Source organism: Photorhabdus machadonis, from assembly GCF_052657765.1.
Genome location: NZ_CP199761.1, coordinates 3,812,381 through 3,825,697, shown reverse-complemented (window position 1 = coordinate 3,825,697; position 13,317 = coordinate 3,812,381). Strand labels below are relative to the sequence as shown.

General features: G+C 44.4%; 16 protein-coding genes. 4 read left to right on the top strand and 12 right to left on the bottom strand.

What is annotated here, in order from left to right; genetic code table 11:
* Nucleotides 1-28: 28 nt before the first annotated feature.
* The 12 genes from ACUN2T_RS18315 to ACUN2T_RS18260 form a co-directional block, all read right to left on the bottom strand.
* On the bottom strand, nt 29-427 hold the full coding sequence (locus ACUN2T_RS18315; protein ID WP_445494442.1) for a dATP/dGTP diphosphohydrolase domain-containing protein: 399 nt from the start codon (nt 425-427) through the stop codon (nt 29-31).
* A complete protein-coding gene (locus tag ACUN2T_RS18310) occupies nt 427-696 on the bottom strand; it encodes a VRR-NUC domain-containing protein (protein ID WP_445494441.1) in 270 nt (89 codons plus the stop codon). Before ACUN2T_RS18310 ends, ACUN2T_RS18315 begins: the two co-directional genes overlap by 1 nt.
* Before the next feature lie 4 nt (nt 697-700).
* Complete coding sequence (locus ACUN2T_RS18305; protein WP_445494440.1) at nt 701-916, bottom strand: ANR family transcriptional regulator; 216 nt, start codon at nt 914-916, stop codon at nt 701-703.
* Between the two features lie 28 nt (nt 917-944).
* Nucleotides 945-1,787 carry a phosphoadenosine phosphosulfate reductase domain-containing protein gene (locus tag ACUN2T_RS18300; protein ID WP_445494439.1) on the bottom strand — a complete coding sequence of 281 codons (843 nt, stop codon included), beginning with the start codon at nt 1,785-1,787 and terminating at the stop codon, nt 945-947.
* A gap of 115 nt (nt 1,788-1,902) precedes the next feature.
* Entirely contained in the window at nt 1,903-3,960 is a 2,058-nt protein-coding gene (locus ACUN2T_RS18295) for a DNA polymerase (RefSeq protein WP_445494438.1), read from the bottom strand.
* 49 nt (nt 3,961-4,009) lie between these two features.
* Nucleotides 4,010-4,561 (bottom strand): DUF2815 family protein, encoded by a 552-nt coding sequence (locus ACUN2T_RS18290; RefSeq protein ID WP_445494437.1) that lies wholly within the window; start codon nt 4,559-4,561, stop codon nt 4,010-4,012.
* Between the two features lie 19 nt (nt 4,562-4,580).
* Nucleotides 4,581-5,855, bottom strand: coding sequence for a DUF2800 domain-containing protein (locus tag ACUN2T_RS18285; RefSeq protein ID WP_445494436.1), 1,275 nt, complete (start codon nt 5,853-5,855; stop codon nt 4,581-4,583).
* Between the two features lie 2 nt (nt 5,856-5,857).
* On the bottom strand, nt 5,858-6,583 hold the full coding sequence (locus ACUN2T_RS18280) for a hypothetical protein (protein WP_445494435.1): 726 nt from the start codon (nt 6,581-6,583) through the stop codon (nt 5,858-5,860).
* A gap of 14 nt (nt 6,584-6,597) precedes the next feature.
* Complete coding sequence (locus ACUN2T_RS18275) at nt 6,598-6,732, bottom strand: hypothetical protein (protein WP_445494434.1); 135 nt, start codon at nt 6,730-6,732, stop codon at nt 6,598-6,600.
* Between the two features lie 160 nt (nt 6,733-6,892).
* A complete protein-coding gene (locus ACUN2T_RS18270; RefSeq protein ID WP_445494433.1) occupies nt 6,893-7,303 on the bottom strand; it encodes a hypothetical protein in 411 nt (136 codons plus the stop codon).
* Nucleotides 7,304-7,306: 3 nt separating this feature from the next.
* Nucleotides 7,307-7,930 (bottom strand): Nmad5 family putative nucleotide modification protein, encoded by a 624-nt coding sequence (locus ACUN2T_RS18265; protein ID WP_445494432.1) that lies wholly within the window; start codon nt 7,928-7,930, stop codon nt 7,307-7,309.
* Nucleotides 7,931-8,425: 495 nt separating this feature from the next.
* On the bottom strand, nt 8,426-9,049 hold the full coding sequence (locus ACUN2T_RS18260) for a LexA family protein (RefSeq protein ID WP_445497917.1): 624 nt from the start codon (nt 9,047-9,049) through the stop codon (nt 8,426-8,428).
* A 128-nt stretch (nt 9,050-9,177) separates the two neighbouring features.
* Here ACUN2T_RS18260 and ACUN2T_RS18255 point away from each other — a divergent pair, with 128 nt between their 5' ends.
* From ACUN2T_RS18255 to ACUN2T_RS18240, 4 genes are all read left to right on the top strand, one after another.
* Complete coding sequence (locus ACUN2T_RS18255; protein ID WP_445494431.1) at nt 9,178-9,390, top strand: helix-turn-helix domain-containing protein; 213 nt, start codon at nt 9,178-9,180, stop codon at nt 9,388-9,390.
* 2 nt (nt 9,391-9,392) lie between these two features.
* Nucleotides 9,393-11,654 carry a VapE domain-containing protein gene (locus ACUN2T_RS18250; RefSeq protein ID WP_445494430.1) on the top strand — a complete coding sequence of 754 codons (2,262 nt, stop codon included), beginning with the start codon at nt 9,393-9,395 and terminating at the stop codon, nt 11,652-11,654.
* A 373-nt stretch (nt 11,655-12,027) separates the two neighbouring features.
* Nucleotides 12,028-12,447, top strand: a complete 420-nt coding sequence (locus ACUN2T_RS18245; protein WP_445494429.1) for an antiterminator Q family protein — start codon at nt 12,028-12,030, stop codon at nt 12,445-12,447.
* 397 nt (nt 12,448-12,844) lie between these two features.
* Nucleotides 12,845-13,309, top strand: a complete 465-nt coding sequence (locus ACUN2T_RS18240; RefSeq protein ID WP_445494428.1) for a hypothetical protein — start codon at nt 12,845-12,847, stop codon at nt 13,307-13,309.
* Nucleotides 13,310-13,317: the final 8 nt, after the last annotated feature.

Sequence of the window (13,317 nt, the reverse complement as noted above, 5' to 3'; positions counted from 1 at the left end):
ATAAGCGTGTCAACAGTGAGTGGTTTACTCATTTTTGTTTCTCAGTTATAAGGTCGTCTAATTCCATCAAAAATAGGATGCAACACGCCGCGTGTGCAAGATGGGAAAGATTGCTTTCGGGATCGAATTTTTCACCTGAACGATACGCGAAAAGATGCCGCATTAACGCGTCGAAATATCGGGTTATTCCATCGGGAACATATTTCCAGCCGTTAGGTGAATATTTATTGGCTCCAAATTCCAAAACGCGTAGGGTTTCTATTATCGGTTGTAAAGGTAATAGACTAAACCGATATTTACCTGCGTCATTTTTATCGTATGCCTTAAAAATTCGAGTGCTGCAAAAGCTACAAACTTTAACATGAGAGGTTGGTTGAATTTGACTATGTTCCCGCTTTTTACAAATCGGGCATATTGCATTAATCATCAGCAAATTCCTTCTAAGTTTTTAGAATCGAGTACAAAGACCTCACAACCCAGCGCACGTAGTTTTTCATGTACGCGTAGCTGGTCTGGTCGTGGTTGTTGACCAGGGGCTTTGCATTCAACAAATATGATGCGGCCACCAGGAAGTATAATAAGTCGGTCAGGTACGGAACGCCGACCGGGGGACGCAAATTTATAAGCAATACCCCCGGCTTGCTGAACGGCTTTGATGAGATGCTTTTCAATACGGTCCTCACGGATATATGCCATAACATCACCTCTTTTTCTTTTTGAGTTTTTCCCTTTCAATTTGCATCAGACAAAAGTCGGTGCGGTGTTCGCTCCATGTTTGATTCATAGGGTTGCGAGAAAAGCGATTAGCTTTAGACCAGGCTTGAACAGCCTGTCTATACTCACCCCCTCGCTCAAGCTGTGCAGCTTCATGCGCAGCCCGTAAATAAAGCGGGCTGTCACGATGTTTAAATGCCATAATTATATCCTCCGCTGTGTAAGTCTAACTAGAATATTTCACATGATTCAGAGCAAGAACCGGTATCAAATCGTTTAGCCGCTATCATCTCTTGATATAGATTTTCATAATCTGCATTTGAGTACATCTTAGCTATTCCATCTAACGACATATTGCCGCGATACATTATTTCTTTAGAAGTCTTCCTGTGACCATCGCGAACTTGCTTATCATTAATGCAACATTCCTCAAATATTATTTTCAAACCCGGTTCATCTTGACATGCCAAGCCAATTTTCTTACTGCTCTTTTTTATACAAAAAACACAGTTCCCCAAATGTTCGGGTATTAATAAGTCAAATGACTGTTTCTTCCACCAATCTAAAACATCATGTTTATCAAAATCACTAATATCAGCCAAATAACTAACTCCATCCTTGCGAGTTAATCGTCGGGGTTCATCAGCGCGTATTCCGATCCACGTGTGATAGTTTCCTTTTCCGAAATTATCATTACAATAATCTCTGAACGGCCTCAATTTAAGTCTGTCAGTACAAAACGCACCGCCAATATACGGAGTTCCATATTTTTTCACCATGTCTTGAAATGGTTTTAATATCGGCATTCGCGTTTGAATATCTTTCGGTTCCCACACAGTATAACTGTTCGATGTGCCAAGTTCGGGGTTCATTTCAGCTTGCAATATTACTAGCGGAATATCCCAGAATTTTACGATATCTCTGATAAAACGATAGGTCAGCGGGTGTTCGCACCCAGTGTCCATAAACACATAGATGACATTTTTAATCTCACCGGTTTTCCTGTGTTGCTCAATTAAATAAACAAGATAAGCTGACGTTCTGCCGCCTGACAGACTGACGACATTAAACATGATATTATCCTATATGTTGGCTTTATTTGGCTTTAATGAAATAATGATGAAATTGATTGTTAGAAGTATACTTGGAAATCACATCATTTTGTTCTTTCTTTGACGTTCATTTATATTAATCCTTACGATAGTGATAAGCTTCGAATCCCCCCGCATTAAATGGTAAATCCAAAGCCCAATCTGGGTTAGCTGAAAGCAGGCTACTTAAATGCTTATGTGTAAAATCTGGGGTATCTTGTGCTTCTGTTAATACTTCATCATGTACAGTCAACACTATATTGTACCCTGCGTCTTCAATGCGCGGCATGTTAGATGCAAGGACATCACGAGCCGTAGCCTGCGTCACGTTTTCTACTAATTTCCCGCCGTAAGTGTGGAGTCGTTGCCATTTACGAGAATAGGCATTTACCCCCATATAACTGATCTTGCCGTCATCGTTGGGGGAGGGATAGCAAACTGCCCGGCCAGACGGTAGCTGAATACGTAGCCAATTACCGTCCCGCCTGATTTTTAACTTACGACACAGTAGTGTGAAGCTGGGATTTGCGATAGCACGCTTTACAGTTTCTTCCAGTTCATACCAAAAGGACGCAATAGCCGGGTGCGCGTTGCGCCACATCCGCTTAAGCGAATCGCAAGTGATAAAAACACGCTCAGTTAAACCGTAGGTCTTTTTTTGTTCAACCGATTTCTTATACCAACTCAACGACTCTCGTTGGATGTTAATCGGGATGTTAGCTAAAGCAGCATCGGCGAGGGCTTCTAAGTCTAAACTATATGCAGCGGCAAACGTCAGAAACGCACCAACCCCACCACCGTAGCCCAAACCCAATTCCATGACTTTTCCGATTTGCCGCTGGTCTTTCGTGACTTCATCCGGCTGGATATTGAAGGCACGTGCGTAGGCCAGCTTGTAAAGGTCGTGACCGCTGCCGTCGTCGAAATCCCGAAACGCCTGAATTTTCCAGTCTTCACCGGCAAGCCAGGCAAGTACGCGGCCCTCGATATTTGACAAATCGCTCACAACCAGTTTTTTATACTTCGGTGTGATAATACAACCGCGCAACGCGGAACTTGTCAGCTCCATAACGTTATCGAATAACAAATCTGCGGCACCGGCTTTTAGCGCGTCGATACCAAAATCGATGACATCTTGTTTTAGTACGGGCCGTGGGAGGTTTTGAGGCTGGAATAAGCGCCCGGCCCAGCGACCTGTACGTGACGCTCCACAAAACTGTAACGTACCGCGCAAACGTCCATCCAAGTTCACCCCATTTATCAAGGTCTTATACTTACTCGTACTTGTTGTACTTGCTTGTAAACGAATTGAGAGTAACTCACGAAGTTCAAACGGTAAATCCGGGTCGTTTATCCGACGTTGCAATGTACTGGCCTGCATGTCGGGCAGATCAATGCCATATCCCGCAGTGATATGCCGCAACAAGGCATCACGCTGCGTCGCCGTGTGCACTGCGTCATCTGTTAACGCCTGGGTACGTTTTGCGAGTTGTTTTTGCTCCTGATTGACGGCCGTTATCGCAGCGTTGGCAAGTGTAACATCCATCTCAACACCGCGATCATTGATGATTTGATCAAGATGCCACAGTGTTAACTCAGTGCCCTGGTAATTCCAGACGGGTAACTTTTTATGGATTTCGCGCATAGCTTCGATGTCAAGGCCCGCGTATTCAATAAAACGTTGCCACTCATCGGGATGGGTTTCGCGAGTCGCCCGGCGCACTTTAGAATTCTTCGGACGTGGCTTGCAGAATAGCTGGATAAACGTTTTGCCTTCTTTATCTTTGGCTTTATCCTGCGGAACGTTCAACACTTCACATAAAGCGCCTAACGCGCCGGGTAAACCGTGTGCCAGCGCTTGGGCCATTGTGTCCCGCCATCTCGAAATTTTTGGTACGATATCTGGCATTGTATGTCGTAAGATAGTTCTGTCGAAGTGCGAATTGTGAGCAAAAATCAGTACGCTTTCATCTGTTAACGCCGCTCGAAGAGCATCAGGCATTTGTACATCACTTGTTAAATCCCACACTTGCACTTGACTATCATTAATTGCCCAGGCAAAGAGCATAATTTCTGCGTGTTCAGCGTAGGCATGAACGCCATTTTTAATGGGGGTTTCGCTGTAGGTTTCCAAATCCAGCCAGAGTGTTGTCATAGTGGTTCCCTGATAAAACACCCCCGGCACGGGGCCGGGGTCAGTTGGTTTAAATCAGGGCTTCGGCATCCGCTCCGGCGCTGATATCATCAAAATCCTCGACTGAGGCAACGCCACCGCCAGCGAATGCGTCCCCATCCTTTCTGAACTGAATGCCGCCCAGCGACGCCGAAATGCCTTTACCCTGGTTGTCATAAGCAAAAATTTCAATCGAAGCGTCTACATAACAGCCGGAATAAGGACGTCCATCTTGTGCGGTCAGCGGGGTGCGGTCTCTGTCTATGACGAGCGGGCGTGCGTTGTTGTTGGCGCTGATGTACATACTGCCCTCATACCCGTCATAGTCGGATTTTTCATCGCCGTCGCGGAAGTTAAACCGCATTGAGTTTCCGCGAATACTTTTGAGAACGGTATCGGCTTTAGCGCCCCATTTATTTTCGGCAACTTTTTTGATCGCGGTTTCGATGTTCGCGATTAGCGCTTTATCGGCTTTAGGGATTAAAAATGTGGCGCGGAACTTAAAGTTGCCCTGGCCGTTTACCTGAGTTGCTTCAAATAAATCGGGGAATGCTAAACGAACGTTAGTTAATTTCACTTTCATGTTGAAATACCTTTTTTATTTAGATGAGGGATTCAGCGGCTTCGATATCTTCAAAATCGTTGAAAAGGTTCGTGAAAAAAGACTCTCTAGGGTCAGATTCAGGTGCTATTGTGGGTTTGCCATCGGGACGTATAATCAATCCTTCGAGTTTTTCCCACTTTGCAAGGTTTGATTTTTTAAGGAGTTTTTCGGCTTGAGGTGGAGTCAGCAGCTTACGCTGATACATCTCATCCTTTTTAATTTTCAGTTTCTTAAAAAGTGCTTCGGCATCCGCTTCATTGCTCCATGTCCTGTTACCAGGTTTACCCACAATAAGTTTAAAACCGGGAATATGCAGGCCGTTCTGTAGCGTAGTAAATGCGGCATCACGTACCCCTTTGCACCAGGCTTCAACTTCATCAACTACGTGCAGCATTTCACCAAGATACTGACTGTCGGCTTTTGCAAGTTGCTGTTGCGCGATTTGTAAAGCATCAGCAACAGGCACGGGGTCATCGATGACATCGAAATCGTTTAACAGTGATGCAGAGACGTATGCAGCTTGAGCCGGGCATTTACCGCGTCGCTTACACCAACGACAGGTTTTTTCACCGGGTTGGAACGCGGTAGTTGGTATACTGTCTTGACCAAATACCGCAGCTTGTTCTGCAATGGCAAGGACATTCGCCGCAATGCTTTTCACGTTTTGCCCGAATTCATTCAGATTGTCGATACTGCATGCATACTCACTGACGTGATTAATTCGCGGCTGATGAATAAACATTCGAACGCTATTAAAATCGTACAATAAACCGAATTGGTTAATAGCCCCCAGCACGTACAGCATCAACTGCGGATTCTCAAATGCATCGACTTTTTCATAGCCGTACTTAAGATCGTGAATTTGCAGCTCGTCATTCTTAATAATGATGGCGTCGGCGGTACCGAATGAATTTTCAACATCCGTTACGTTTGAAAAATCAACGCGCTCTTCGATGAAAAGATCGCCATCTTGTGCTAAGTTCCAGATAGTTTCGACATACTCACCAACATACTCAACCATTGTTTGATCGACTTGTGGCGTTCCGGCTTTCAGTAATGGATAGGTACCTAAGTAGTCGGCAGTGCTCAGACCGTGAGTTGCAGCTTGAAGACGGTTTCTAAGTACACATTCCGCTAATGCGTGTGCCGCAGAACCTTCTTGTGCGTTAGACGTTGTTGTATCAGGTTCAAACTGTTCTATCGCCAATGCAGCGGAGCAATTAAGCCAGCGGTGTGCGCTGGACGGAGAGAGTTTCGCATGAAGTTCAGGCATGGTTACCCCTCCATTGCAGCTTTAGCTAAGGCTACGACTTCCGGGAGATGTTTTTCTGCAACCTGGCCTAATTTTTTAGCGTCAAATTTTGCTAAAATATCAACGGCTTCACTACGATACCCATTTTTAACGAGCTGTAAAATTAATGTTTCAGCCTCTTTAAGAAGCGCTTTTGTGTCAATTACAGGTTCGGGTTCCTGCGCTTCGTCGTCGTCAGCTTCCGTGTGAATTTTTCCCTCACTTAACAGTTCGAGAGCGAACTCTCGGCGTTCTGTAATGCCGGGGATATCCGCCCAGTTAGCAAGTATTTCTAAACACAGGTCGAGAATGACCGAGTTATTTTTCCCTTTGAGTTCTGATAAACCCGCTAATGCTGAATGCAGTGCATCTGCCCGCCCGTTCCGAGTATCACCCACCGCGTCTATGATTTTCCGGGCGGCTTGGTATTTATCGTTAGTCAGGGTATGCGCATCGTCTTTAAACAACACTGCAAGAGCGACTACCGTCTCTAAATCCAAGGTGTCAATATTGACATCTTTAATTGTAATTTCCGTATCAGTAATCGGTTGTTCCGATTTGTTTTTGGTATTTTTAAATTTCGCTGGTGTTGGTTGAGTATTCGGGGTGGGGGTATTATTGTTGCTGAGTGCGGCTAATAATTGCGTTAACAACACGTTCTGTTGCGATAACAGTTCATTATTCAACGCTAAGTTTGATTCAAGACTCATAGAAAGGTACCTCGCTACACATATAAATTAAGTGGAAAAGTAACGTTCGGGTTTTTTTCCAACAAATAACGCTTACGTAACCAACGTAAACGACGAACGGCGTTATTTGTTGGCATTTTTTCTAGTGGGACAGGTTTTACTTTTTGCATTTGCTTATGCCTCCTTTTCGTATTTTAAAGCGCACTCGCCAGTATATTCGGTTAGTTGGATGTACTTTAAAATAAGAAAAAAGGTGCCCCAATATTGGGGCAAATAAGGAGTAACGCACAGAACGAAAAATAATGAAATTGAGTAGTGTAAAATTGGGATTTAAAACTCACCCTTGTTGATTTTAACAATTGCTTCTAAATGCTGCTGAGCGGCATCTTCCGTTAAATGAAGAAGCCCTTGCTTTAAGAAACTTCTAAACATCAGTGAACTGTTATGCCAGAAGATACTATGAATATCAGTATCGGTGCGTATAGCAACAACATAACATAAAGTATCGAGGGCAGGGGCTTCGCTAATTGGCTTTGGAAAACTCACAGAACCGACTGTTATCATCTCGGGCTTGCGGCGATATACATAATCAGGGTACCACGCCGGATTAGAAGTCAAAGTTCTCCATTTTTCATCAGCGCATAATTGCTCCCACAATTTCCACGGCTCATCAGTCTTAGAAGCATCAAGTGCATATTCAAGCATTGCATCAGCGTGCACGTGTCTTTTATTGTCTGACATTGTTTAATCCTCATGTTTAGATATACCAATCATTTTGTTTAAGTCTTCAACTTTTACTGACAGTGAAGTGTTTATACTTCTGATTTCCTCAGATGGAATTAAATCTTTCGCTTCCTGCCAGACTTCAATAAGTCGCTTTGTTGTAGTGACTGAATTTAAAATAGCGTAAACGTTATTTTTTATTTCCTCTTTCTTATTGTTTAGCTCACTGACTTTTTTTTCTATCTTCGTAAATCGAACAGAGAGTTCATTGTCCGCTGGAAAACGACAATGTTTCCGCTCAGGTGTTATTAACTTAATGTCTTTTCCCAGTTCATCTTTGCCGTAAGGTAATCTTTCCGACTGTAACCCACCAAACGCCGCACATATCCCGTAATCTGTTGCCTTATAAATATGAATATCGCTGTCAATATTAACTTGAAACTCTTTAATAGCTTCAAGTGCCTTATCATATATGAGATTGTAATGTTTGGATTTTTCTTCTCCGCCCAACGCGGCAATTCGGACGTCTTTTGCGAGTTGGTACTTTTCTTGCCCCAATTGTACATAGGATTCAGAAATCCCGGCTAATGACAACGCATTATTGACTATTTCTTTCTTTAAATCTTTTGTTAATTTCTTTGACATTGTTTAGTCCTCTCATTTAATTTAATAGGGGGCTTCCCTGCCAGTAATTCCCTGTTGTTTTCCCTGTGTGGCAAAATAAACTTAATAAAGCGTCTCAAATAAGGCGCTTTATAAATGCACTTCGCTTTGTGATTACATGATATGTTCCTCCTGTGGTTGAATTTTTTTGCACGACTTATCAGCTATACCGGGGCTTCATCTATACGAGCTTTGATCGCCACGCGAACCCGTTTGCCTTCGTTCCTATTCCGGCGCTTTTCAGCTATGAAACTATCCGACTTGCCTGTCGTGCGGTCCAAATTGTTAAAGAGCGGTATTGCTTGAAATTGAATTTACAATTAATGTGGTATTTTGTAAACAATTAATGTGGTATTTTTTCATATAATTAAACTAAGATGTTGCTTTTGAAGTGAATTTAATTTGTTATGTATAACATATTACGTAGTATTGGAGGTCACGCGCCCAGTTTTTGAATGGGGCGTGAAGTAAGAAGGGCTAACGTTTGCGACGGTAAATTCGGTGCTCAATCATGACACCCACAATAGTTAAGTCCAAGTCTGCACTCCGTAATGTTGGGTAATCGGGGTTAAGAGGAACAAGTTCAAAAGCGTCTATGCCAATACCTAATGGGCGGTACTTTTTGAACGTAGCTTCGTGCCCAGAGTTTTTTGCAACAACAAACTCACCCGGTGCCGCGCATGCATCGGGATCGATGATGACAAGATCTCCCGCCTTAAATTCAGGTGTCATGCTATCGCCATCGATGCGTAATGCAAACGCTCGCTCTGGGGTATCGGCATCTGCCAATACATATTCAAAGTTTCCGGCTTCGTTCATGAAGTCTTCATATTCTTTTAAGGCTCCGGCTTGCACATAACTTAGTATAGGTACTCGACGCGTGCTGATCTCCGTTAATGGCATGACATTTTCACCATTCAGCAACCAATCTGGGCTGCATTTTAAAGCTCTGGCAAGGTCTAGCAAGTTACGCGGTTTACGTGTTCTACCACTTTCTATTGATTCTATTGATTGCTGACTTACACCAGCGATTACAGCTACTTCTGTTTGTGTCATATCTAGTGCTATACGACGCGATTTAAATCTACAAGCTAACGACATTATAAAGTCTCTTAATGGTGAATGTTTATTTAATATATTAAATACAATTTTTGTTGTAATTGACAAACACATATTTGTGTATTTAAATACCACTAAAATTGTAAAATGGATGTCTAGGAGGGATTTTTATGTGTTTGTCTATACGATTAAAACAGCGACGTAAAGAGTTAGGAATAACACAAGTACAGCTTGCTGAACGTACGGGAATGACCCAACAAGCTGTCAACAGAATTGAGAAAGGCTTTGTGTCTCGTCCCAGATTTTTGTTGGAAATAGCACAAGTACTGAAGTGTGAACCTGAGTGGTTATTAAAGGGTCTTTCTATCAAAGACGAGGCTTAGGCATGCAGATACGCTACTCACGGGGCCTGAATGCGATTGATGTACAGCCCATTCCGCTATCTGTACCCGATTTTGATACGTTTGAACGTACCATTTTGACGGATAAAACAGTCATTGGTATCAACGATAGCGACGACAAAGCCATACTGATTAAGAAAAAGAAACGCTTGCCGTATATCTGGCGTTATCCCATTGATAGCGCGGTTGGCAGAGTGGCAACCAACGTTGCTGAATGTTGCTACCTTTCTCTCGACTTAGACGGGACTACTGAAGAGGGATGGGAGGTAGTAAAAGCTTTTCTTACAGACTTCCGGGGCTTTGCTTACACGACGGCCAGTCATTTACATCACATGGCTGAGGGTAAACAGCGCTGGCGGATTGTGTTAGCTACATCTCGCGCCGTTTTACCCGATGAGCTGTTGCGCGTTGGAAGTGCTTTTGAAGCGTTACTAATGGACAGCTACGATTTGATTTGTGATGCACCTGTTAAATGGGATAGCCGCGTTTACCAGCCCTCTCAAATTTTGTTTCTGCCCGATGAACGCGCTGAAAGTGTGACGTTTCGGGGCGCGCCCGTTGATGTCGATGTTTTACTGGCATCTGTACCGCATGACGAAAATCGCGTTATGCAACCTACTGAGCTGGATAGTTTTGACAGGGAGGTCAAATTACATCAGCTTAATGATCATGTCTTTGACGATTTGCGTAGTGCGCTGTGGCACCCCTCTGTACTTACCCATGCCGAAACTTATCCCAGTTGGGTAGACATGGGTAACCGGCTGGCATGGTTCAAATTTACGGAATACGAAGACCATGCGCGTGATTTGTGGCTTGAATGGTCCGCTACGGCAGCTAATTCAGATCCGGATTCCGCCGCCACTAAATGGGATTCAGACGCACTACGCGCGGAGCGTACCGAATTCACCTCCATCTTTGCACTGGCTCAAAAAGCAGGCTGGAAAAACCCGGCGTCAGAACGCGGGATGCCTGTTGCCGTTGGTGATCAGGATTTCGACGTCATTGAAGCGGACGACGATGAACCCGCACCCTTGCCTGCGCTAAAGCGTGATAAGTACGGCCAAATCGAATCAACGATTGATAACGTCGCAAAAGCCGTAGCACGGCCCGATTTTTGCGGCTTACAAATTCGTTTTGACCAGTTCCGGGATGAGATCATGTTTACGCCAAGAGGGGTTGAGCAATGGCAGACTTTTAGTGATGCCGATTATTCACGGTTACGCATTACCTTAGAACAACGAAGTTTTAAGCCGGTTGGCCGGGAGTTGATCCGGGATGTCGTGCTGTTAACCGCAGATGAACATCCTTTTGATTCCGCTGTTACATGGCTGAATACGCTTGAGTGGGACGGCGTGCCCCGCGTGGAGCAGTTTTACCATACACATTTCGGCGCTGAAGATTCGAAGTATACCAGAGCAGTTTCAATGTATATGTGGACAGCATTAGCCGGGCGTGTGATGGCTCCCGGTTGCAAAGCCGATATGGTACCGATTCTCGTGGGTGCTCAGGGTTGCGGTAAGTCAACCGGCGTTGCAGCGTTATCGCCAGATCCTGAATTTTTCACCGAAATAGCTTTAGGTGAAAAAGAAGATGACCTGGCGCGGAAAATGCGCGGCCGGCTCGTCGGTGAAATCGGTGAATTACGCGGACTTCATACAAAGGAATTGGAAGCCATCAAAGCGTTTATCTCTCGCACGCATGAGAACTGGATACCTAAGTACCGGGAATTTGCCACCCAGTTCCCTCGCCGCATTGTGTTCATCGGTACAACCAATCAGGATGAGTTTTTAGCAGATGACACCGGTAACAGGCGTTGGCTTCCCGTTAGAGTAAAGAAAGTCAATGTCGGTGCCATACGCGAAGACCGATTGCAACTTTGGGCTGAAGCACGAGAACTATTCAACCAGTCGGGCGTTGCTTTTCAAACCGCGGAATGCCTCGCTACCGAAGTCCACGAGCAACACATGATCAAGGATGTGTGGTTAGAAACGGTCGTGCGCTGGCTAGATGAACCCGATGCAATGACAGGGGAAAAGCCTCGTGACCGGGATTTTTTACGCGCAAGTGACGTTTTGCGAGAAGCACTGAACTTTGACACTTCGCGAATCGGTAAACGCGAAGAGATGCGAATAAGTAGCGTTTTACAAAATTGCAGTTACAAACGCGTTCAGCGTCGGGTTGATGGGAAAAAATGTAAGGTTTGGGAAAATGTGGAACCCGCTGGAACCACCGGAACCACCTTTTAATAAAGATTTTTGTTATGGAGACGATTTTTTGAGCAGAATGTTGGCGTTTGCGGAACCACCTGGAACCACCTGGAACCACCTGCTTTTTTGAGGTGGTTCCGCGACAAGGCGCTTACGGTAAGGCTTGGAACCACCGGAACTACTGGAACCACCTTTTAGTAAAGAACCCCATTATATATATAGGTAGCTTAAAGGATAACAATATGAAAATAGCGGGTCCGGTGGTTCCAAAGAGATAATTACATTTAAAATCAATAAATTAAGGTGGTTCCAGATTATTAAAGAGGTGATTCCGATTCTGTAGGCACGAATATGAGACGATGTAAACCGCAGCAAATCGAGAAAAACTACATAAAACTACAGGTGAAAGGCGATGCGAGATATTCAACAAGTACTTGAAAGATGGGGATGCTGGGCGAATAACTTCACCGGCGTAGACTGGTCGCCGGTTGCTGCCGGCTTTAGCTGTCTGCCACGTGTTGTGCATTCACAACGAGAGCCTCAGTGCTCTGACGCAGACGGTTTAATCATCGACATGTGCGTCGCCCGACTGCGCGTGATTGACTGCGCAGACGAGCTGGATTGTATCGAACAGTACTACATGTATGGCTGGTCAAAGCGTTCCATTGCGCGTCATTTGGAATGCCACGAGCGTGAAGTCAGACGCATGGTGCAAGTCGCTGAAAGCTTTATTGCCGGGTGCCTTGAGATGCTCGATATTAAACTTGACATGGACGATGAAGTTAATACGGAAAAGCCTTGTGCGGCCCGCAAAAACTGTGTTATTATGTAAAAAATGGTTTCTTGCACCCTGAATAAAGCCTCGCTCTTTCCGCGAGGCTTTTTGCATTTTGCGCCTTACAAAACGCTTAGCTGAGTGAGTGTTGCTTAAAAGTTTCATAACCGCATTTAGCACACGGGTACACATCCCTTTGAACGCCTAAATCTGCGAACATAGGATCAGGTTCCGTCCGGTCAAGCCTGTAACTTAGTTCAGCAATACGTTGTTTCAACTGTTCTATTTCAGCGGGCACGGATTTTTACCCGAACCCCTGTTATTGCAAGTTTAAAATGTCACCTAATTCCCCAAAATAGAAATGTCACTTTTATTCAGGAGAATAGGGTGATTATCGCCTTAAGCTATTACCTCCAAGATGTAGGACTTTTTCATGTTAACTGAGTGAGGATGTATGAGCAGAGAAGACCAGCTATACCAGATTTACTATTCATATTGCTTAGAGAATATGTTGAGTGTCATTACTGATAAGATTAATTGGACATCTTCTTTCCTGCTGATACTACTCGGTTCAACAATCGCTATTATCGGGGATTACTATACGGTATTTGCAGGGTTGTTAATCACTGCCATTGCGACAATGAAAATCATGTTTTCATTCGAAGTGACATCAGAACGCGCCAATAAGCAATCAGCACGCTATTTGATGCTCTACAACACTTCACATCTGATCATCTCCGATGAAGAATTGCTAAACAGGCTTGTGGACATTCAGGAGGATGACAATAGACCGTGGGCCTCACTAGTGTATCCGGCAATGTTACAGGCCAGTCAGGTTTTAGGCAGGCCAACGGACATTCAATTAACAGGGTATGAAAAGCTGATGGCTTTTCTGGCTGGTTCCGTGCCTGTGCGCTAACGTTTAAA

What these genes read in the sequence shown, in the direction of transcription:
- ACUN2T_RS18265 (WP_445494432.1), bottom strand. Translation starts at nt 7,930, where the DNA reads ATGTCAAAGAAATTAACAAAAGATTTAAAGAAAGAAATAGTCAATAAT.
- ACUN2T_RS18310 (WP_445494441.1), bottom strand. Translation starts at nt 696, where the DNA reads ATGGCATATATCCGTGAGGACCGTATTGAAAAGCATCTCATCAAAGCC.
- ACUN2T_RS18290 (WP_445494437.1), bottom strand. Translation starts at nt 4,561, where the DNA reads ATGAAAGTGAAATTAACTAACGTTCGTTTAGCATTCCCCGATTTATTT.
- ACUN2T_RS18270 (WP_445494433.1), bottom strand. Translation starts at nt 7,303, where the DNA reads ATGTCAGACAATAAAAGACACGTGCACGCTGATGCAATGCTTGAATAT.
- ACUN2T_RS18245 (WP_445494429.1), top strand. Translation starts at nt 12,028, where the DNA reads ATGCGAGATATTCAACAAGTACTTGAAAGATGGGGATGCTGGGCGAAT.
- ACUN2T_RS18305 (WP_445494440.1), bottom strand. Translation starts at nt 916, where the DNA reads ATGGCATTTAAACATCGTGACAGCCCGCTTTATTTACGGGCTGCGCAT.
- ACUN2T_RS18255 (WP_445494431.1), top strand. Translation starts at nt 9,178, where the DNA reads ATGTGTTTGTCTATACGATTAAAACAGCGACGTAAAGAGTTAGGAATA.
- ACUN2T_RS18315 (WP_445494442.1), bottom strand. Translation starts at nt 427, where the DNA reads ATGATTAATGCAATATGCCCGATTTGTAAAAAGCGGGAACATAGTCAA.
- ACUN2T_RS18260 (WP_445497917.1), bottom strand. Translation starts at nt 9,049, where the DNA reads ATGTCGTTAGCTTGTAGATTTAAATCGCGTCGTATAGCACTAGATATG.
- ACUN2T_RS18275 (WP_445494434.1), bottom strand. Translation starts at nt 6,732, where the DNA reads ATGCAAAAAGTAAAACCTGTCCCACTAGAAAAAATGCCAACAAATAAC.
- ACUN2T_RS18295 (WP_445494438.1), bottom strand. Translation starts at nt 3,960, where the DNA reads ATGACAACACTCTGGCTGGATTTGGAAACCTACAGCGAAACCCCCATT.
- ACUN2T_RS18280 (WP_445494435.1), bottom strand. Translation starts at nt 6,583, where the DNA reads ATGAGTCTTGAATCAAACTTAGCGTTGAATAATGAACTGTTATCGCAA.
- ACUN2T_RS18250 (WP_445494430.1), top strand. Translation starts at nt 9,393, where the DNA reads ATGCAGATACGCTACTCACGGGGCCTGAATGCGATTGATGTACAGCCC.
- ACUN2T_RS18300 (WP_445494439.1), bottom strand. Translation starts at nt 1,787, where the DNA reads ATGTTTAATGTCGTCAGTCTGTCAGGCGGCAGAACGTCAGCTTATCTT.
- ACUN2T_RS18285 (WP_445494436.1), bottom strand. Translation starts at nt 5,855, where the DNA reads ATGCCTGAACTTCATGCGAAACTCTCTCCGTCCAGCGCACACCGCTGG.
- ACUN2T_RS18240 (WP_445494428.1), top strand. Translation starts at nt 12,845, where the DNA reads ATGAGCAGAGAAGACCAGCTATACCAGATTTACTATTCATATTGCTTA.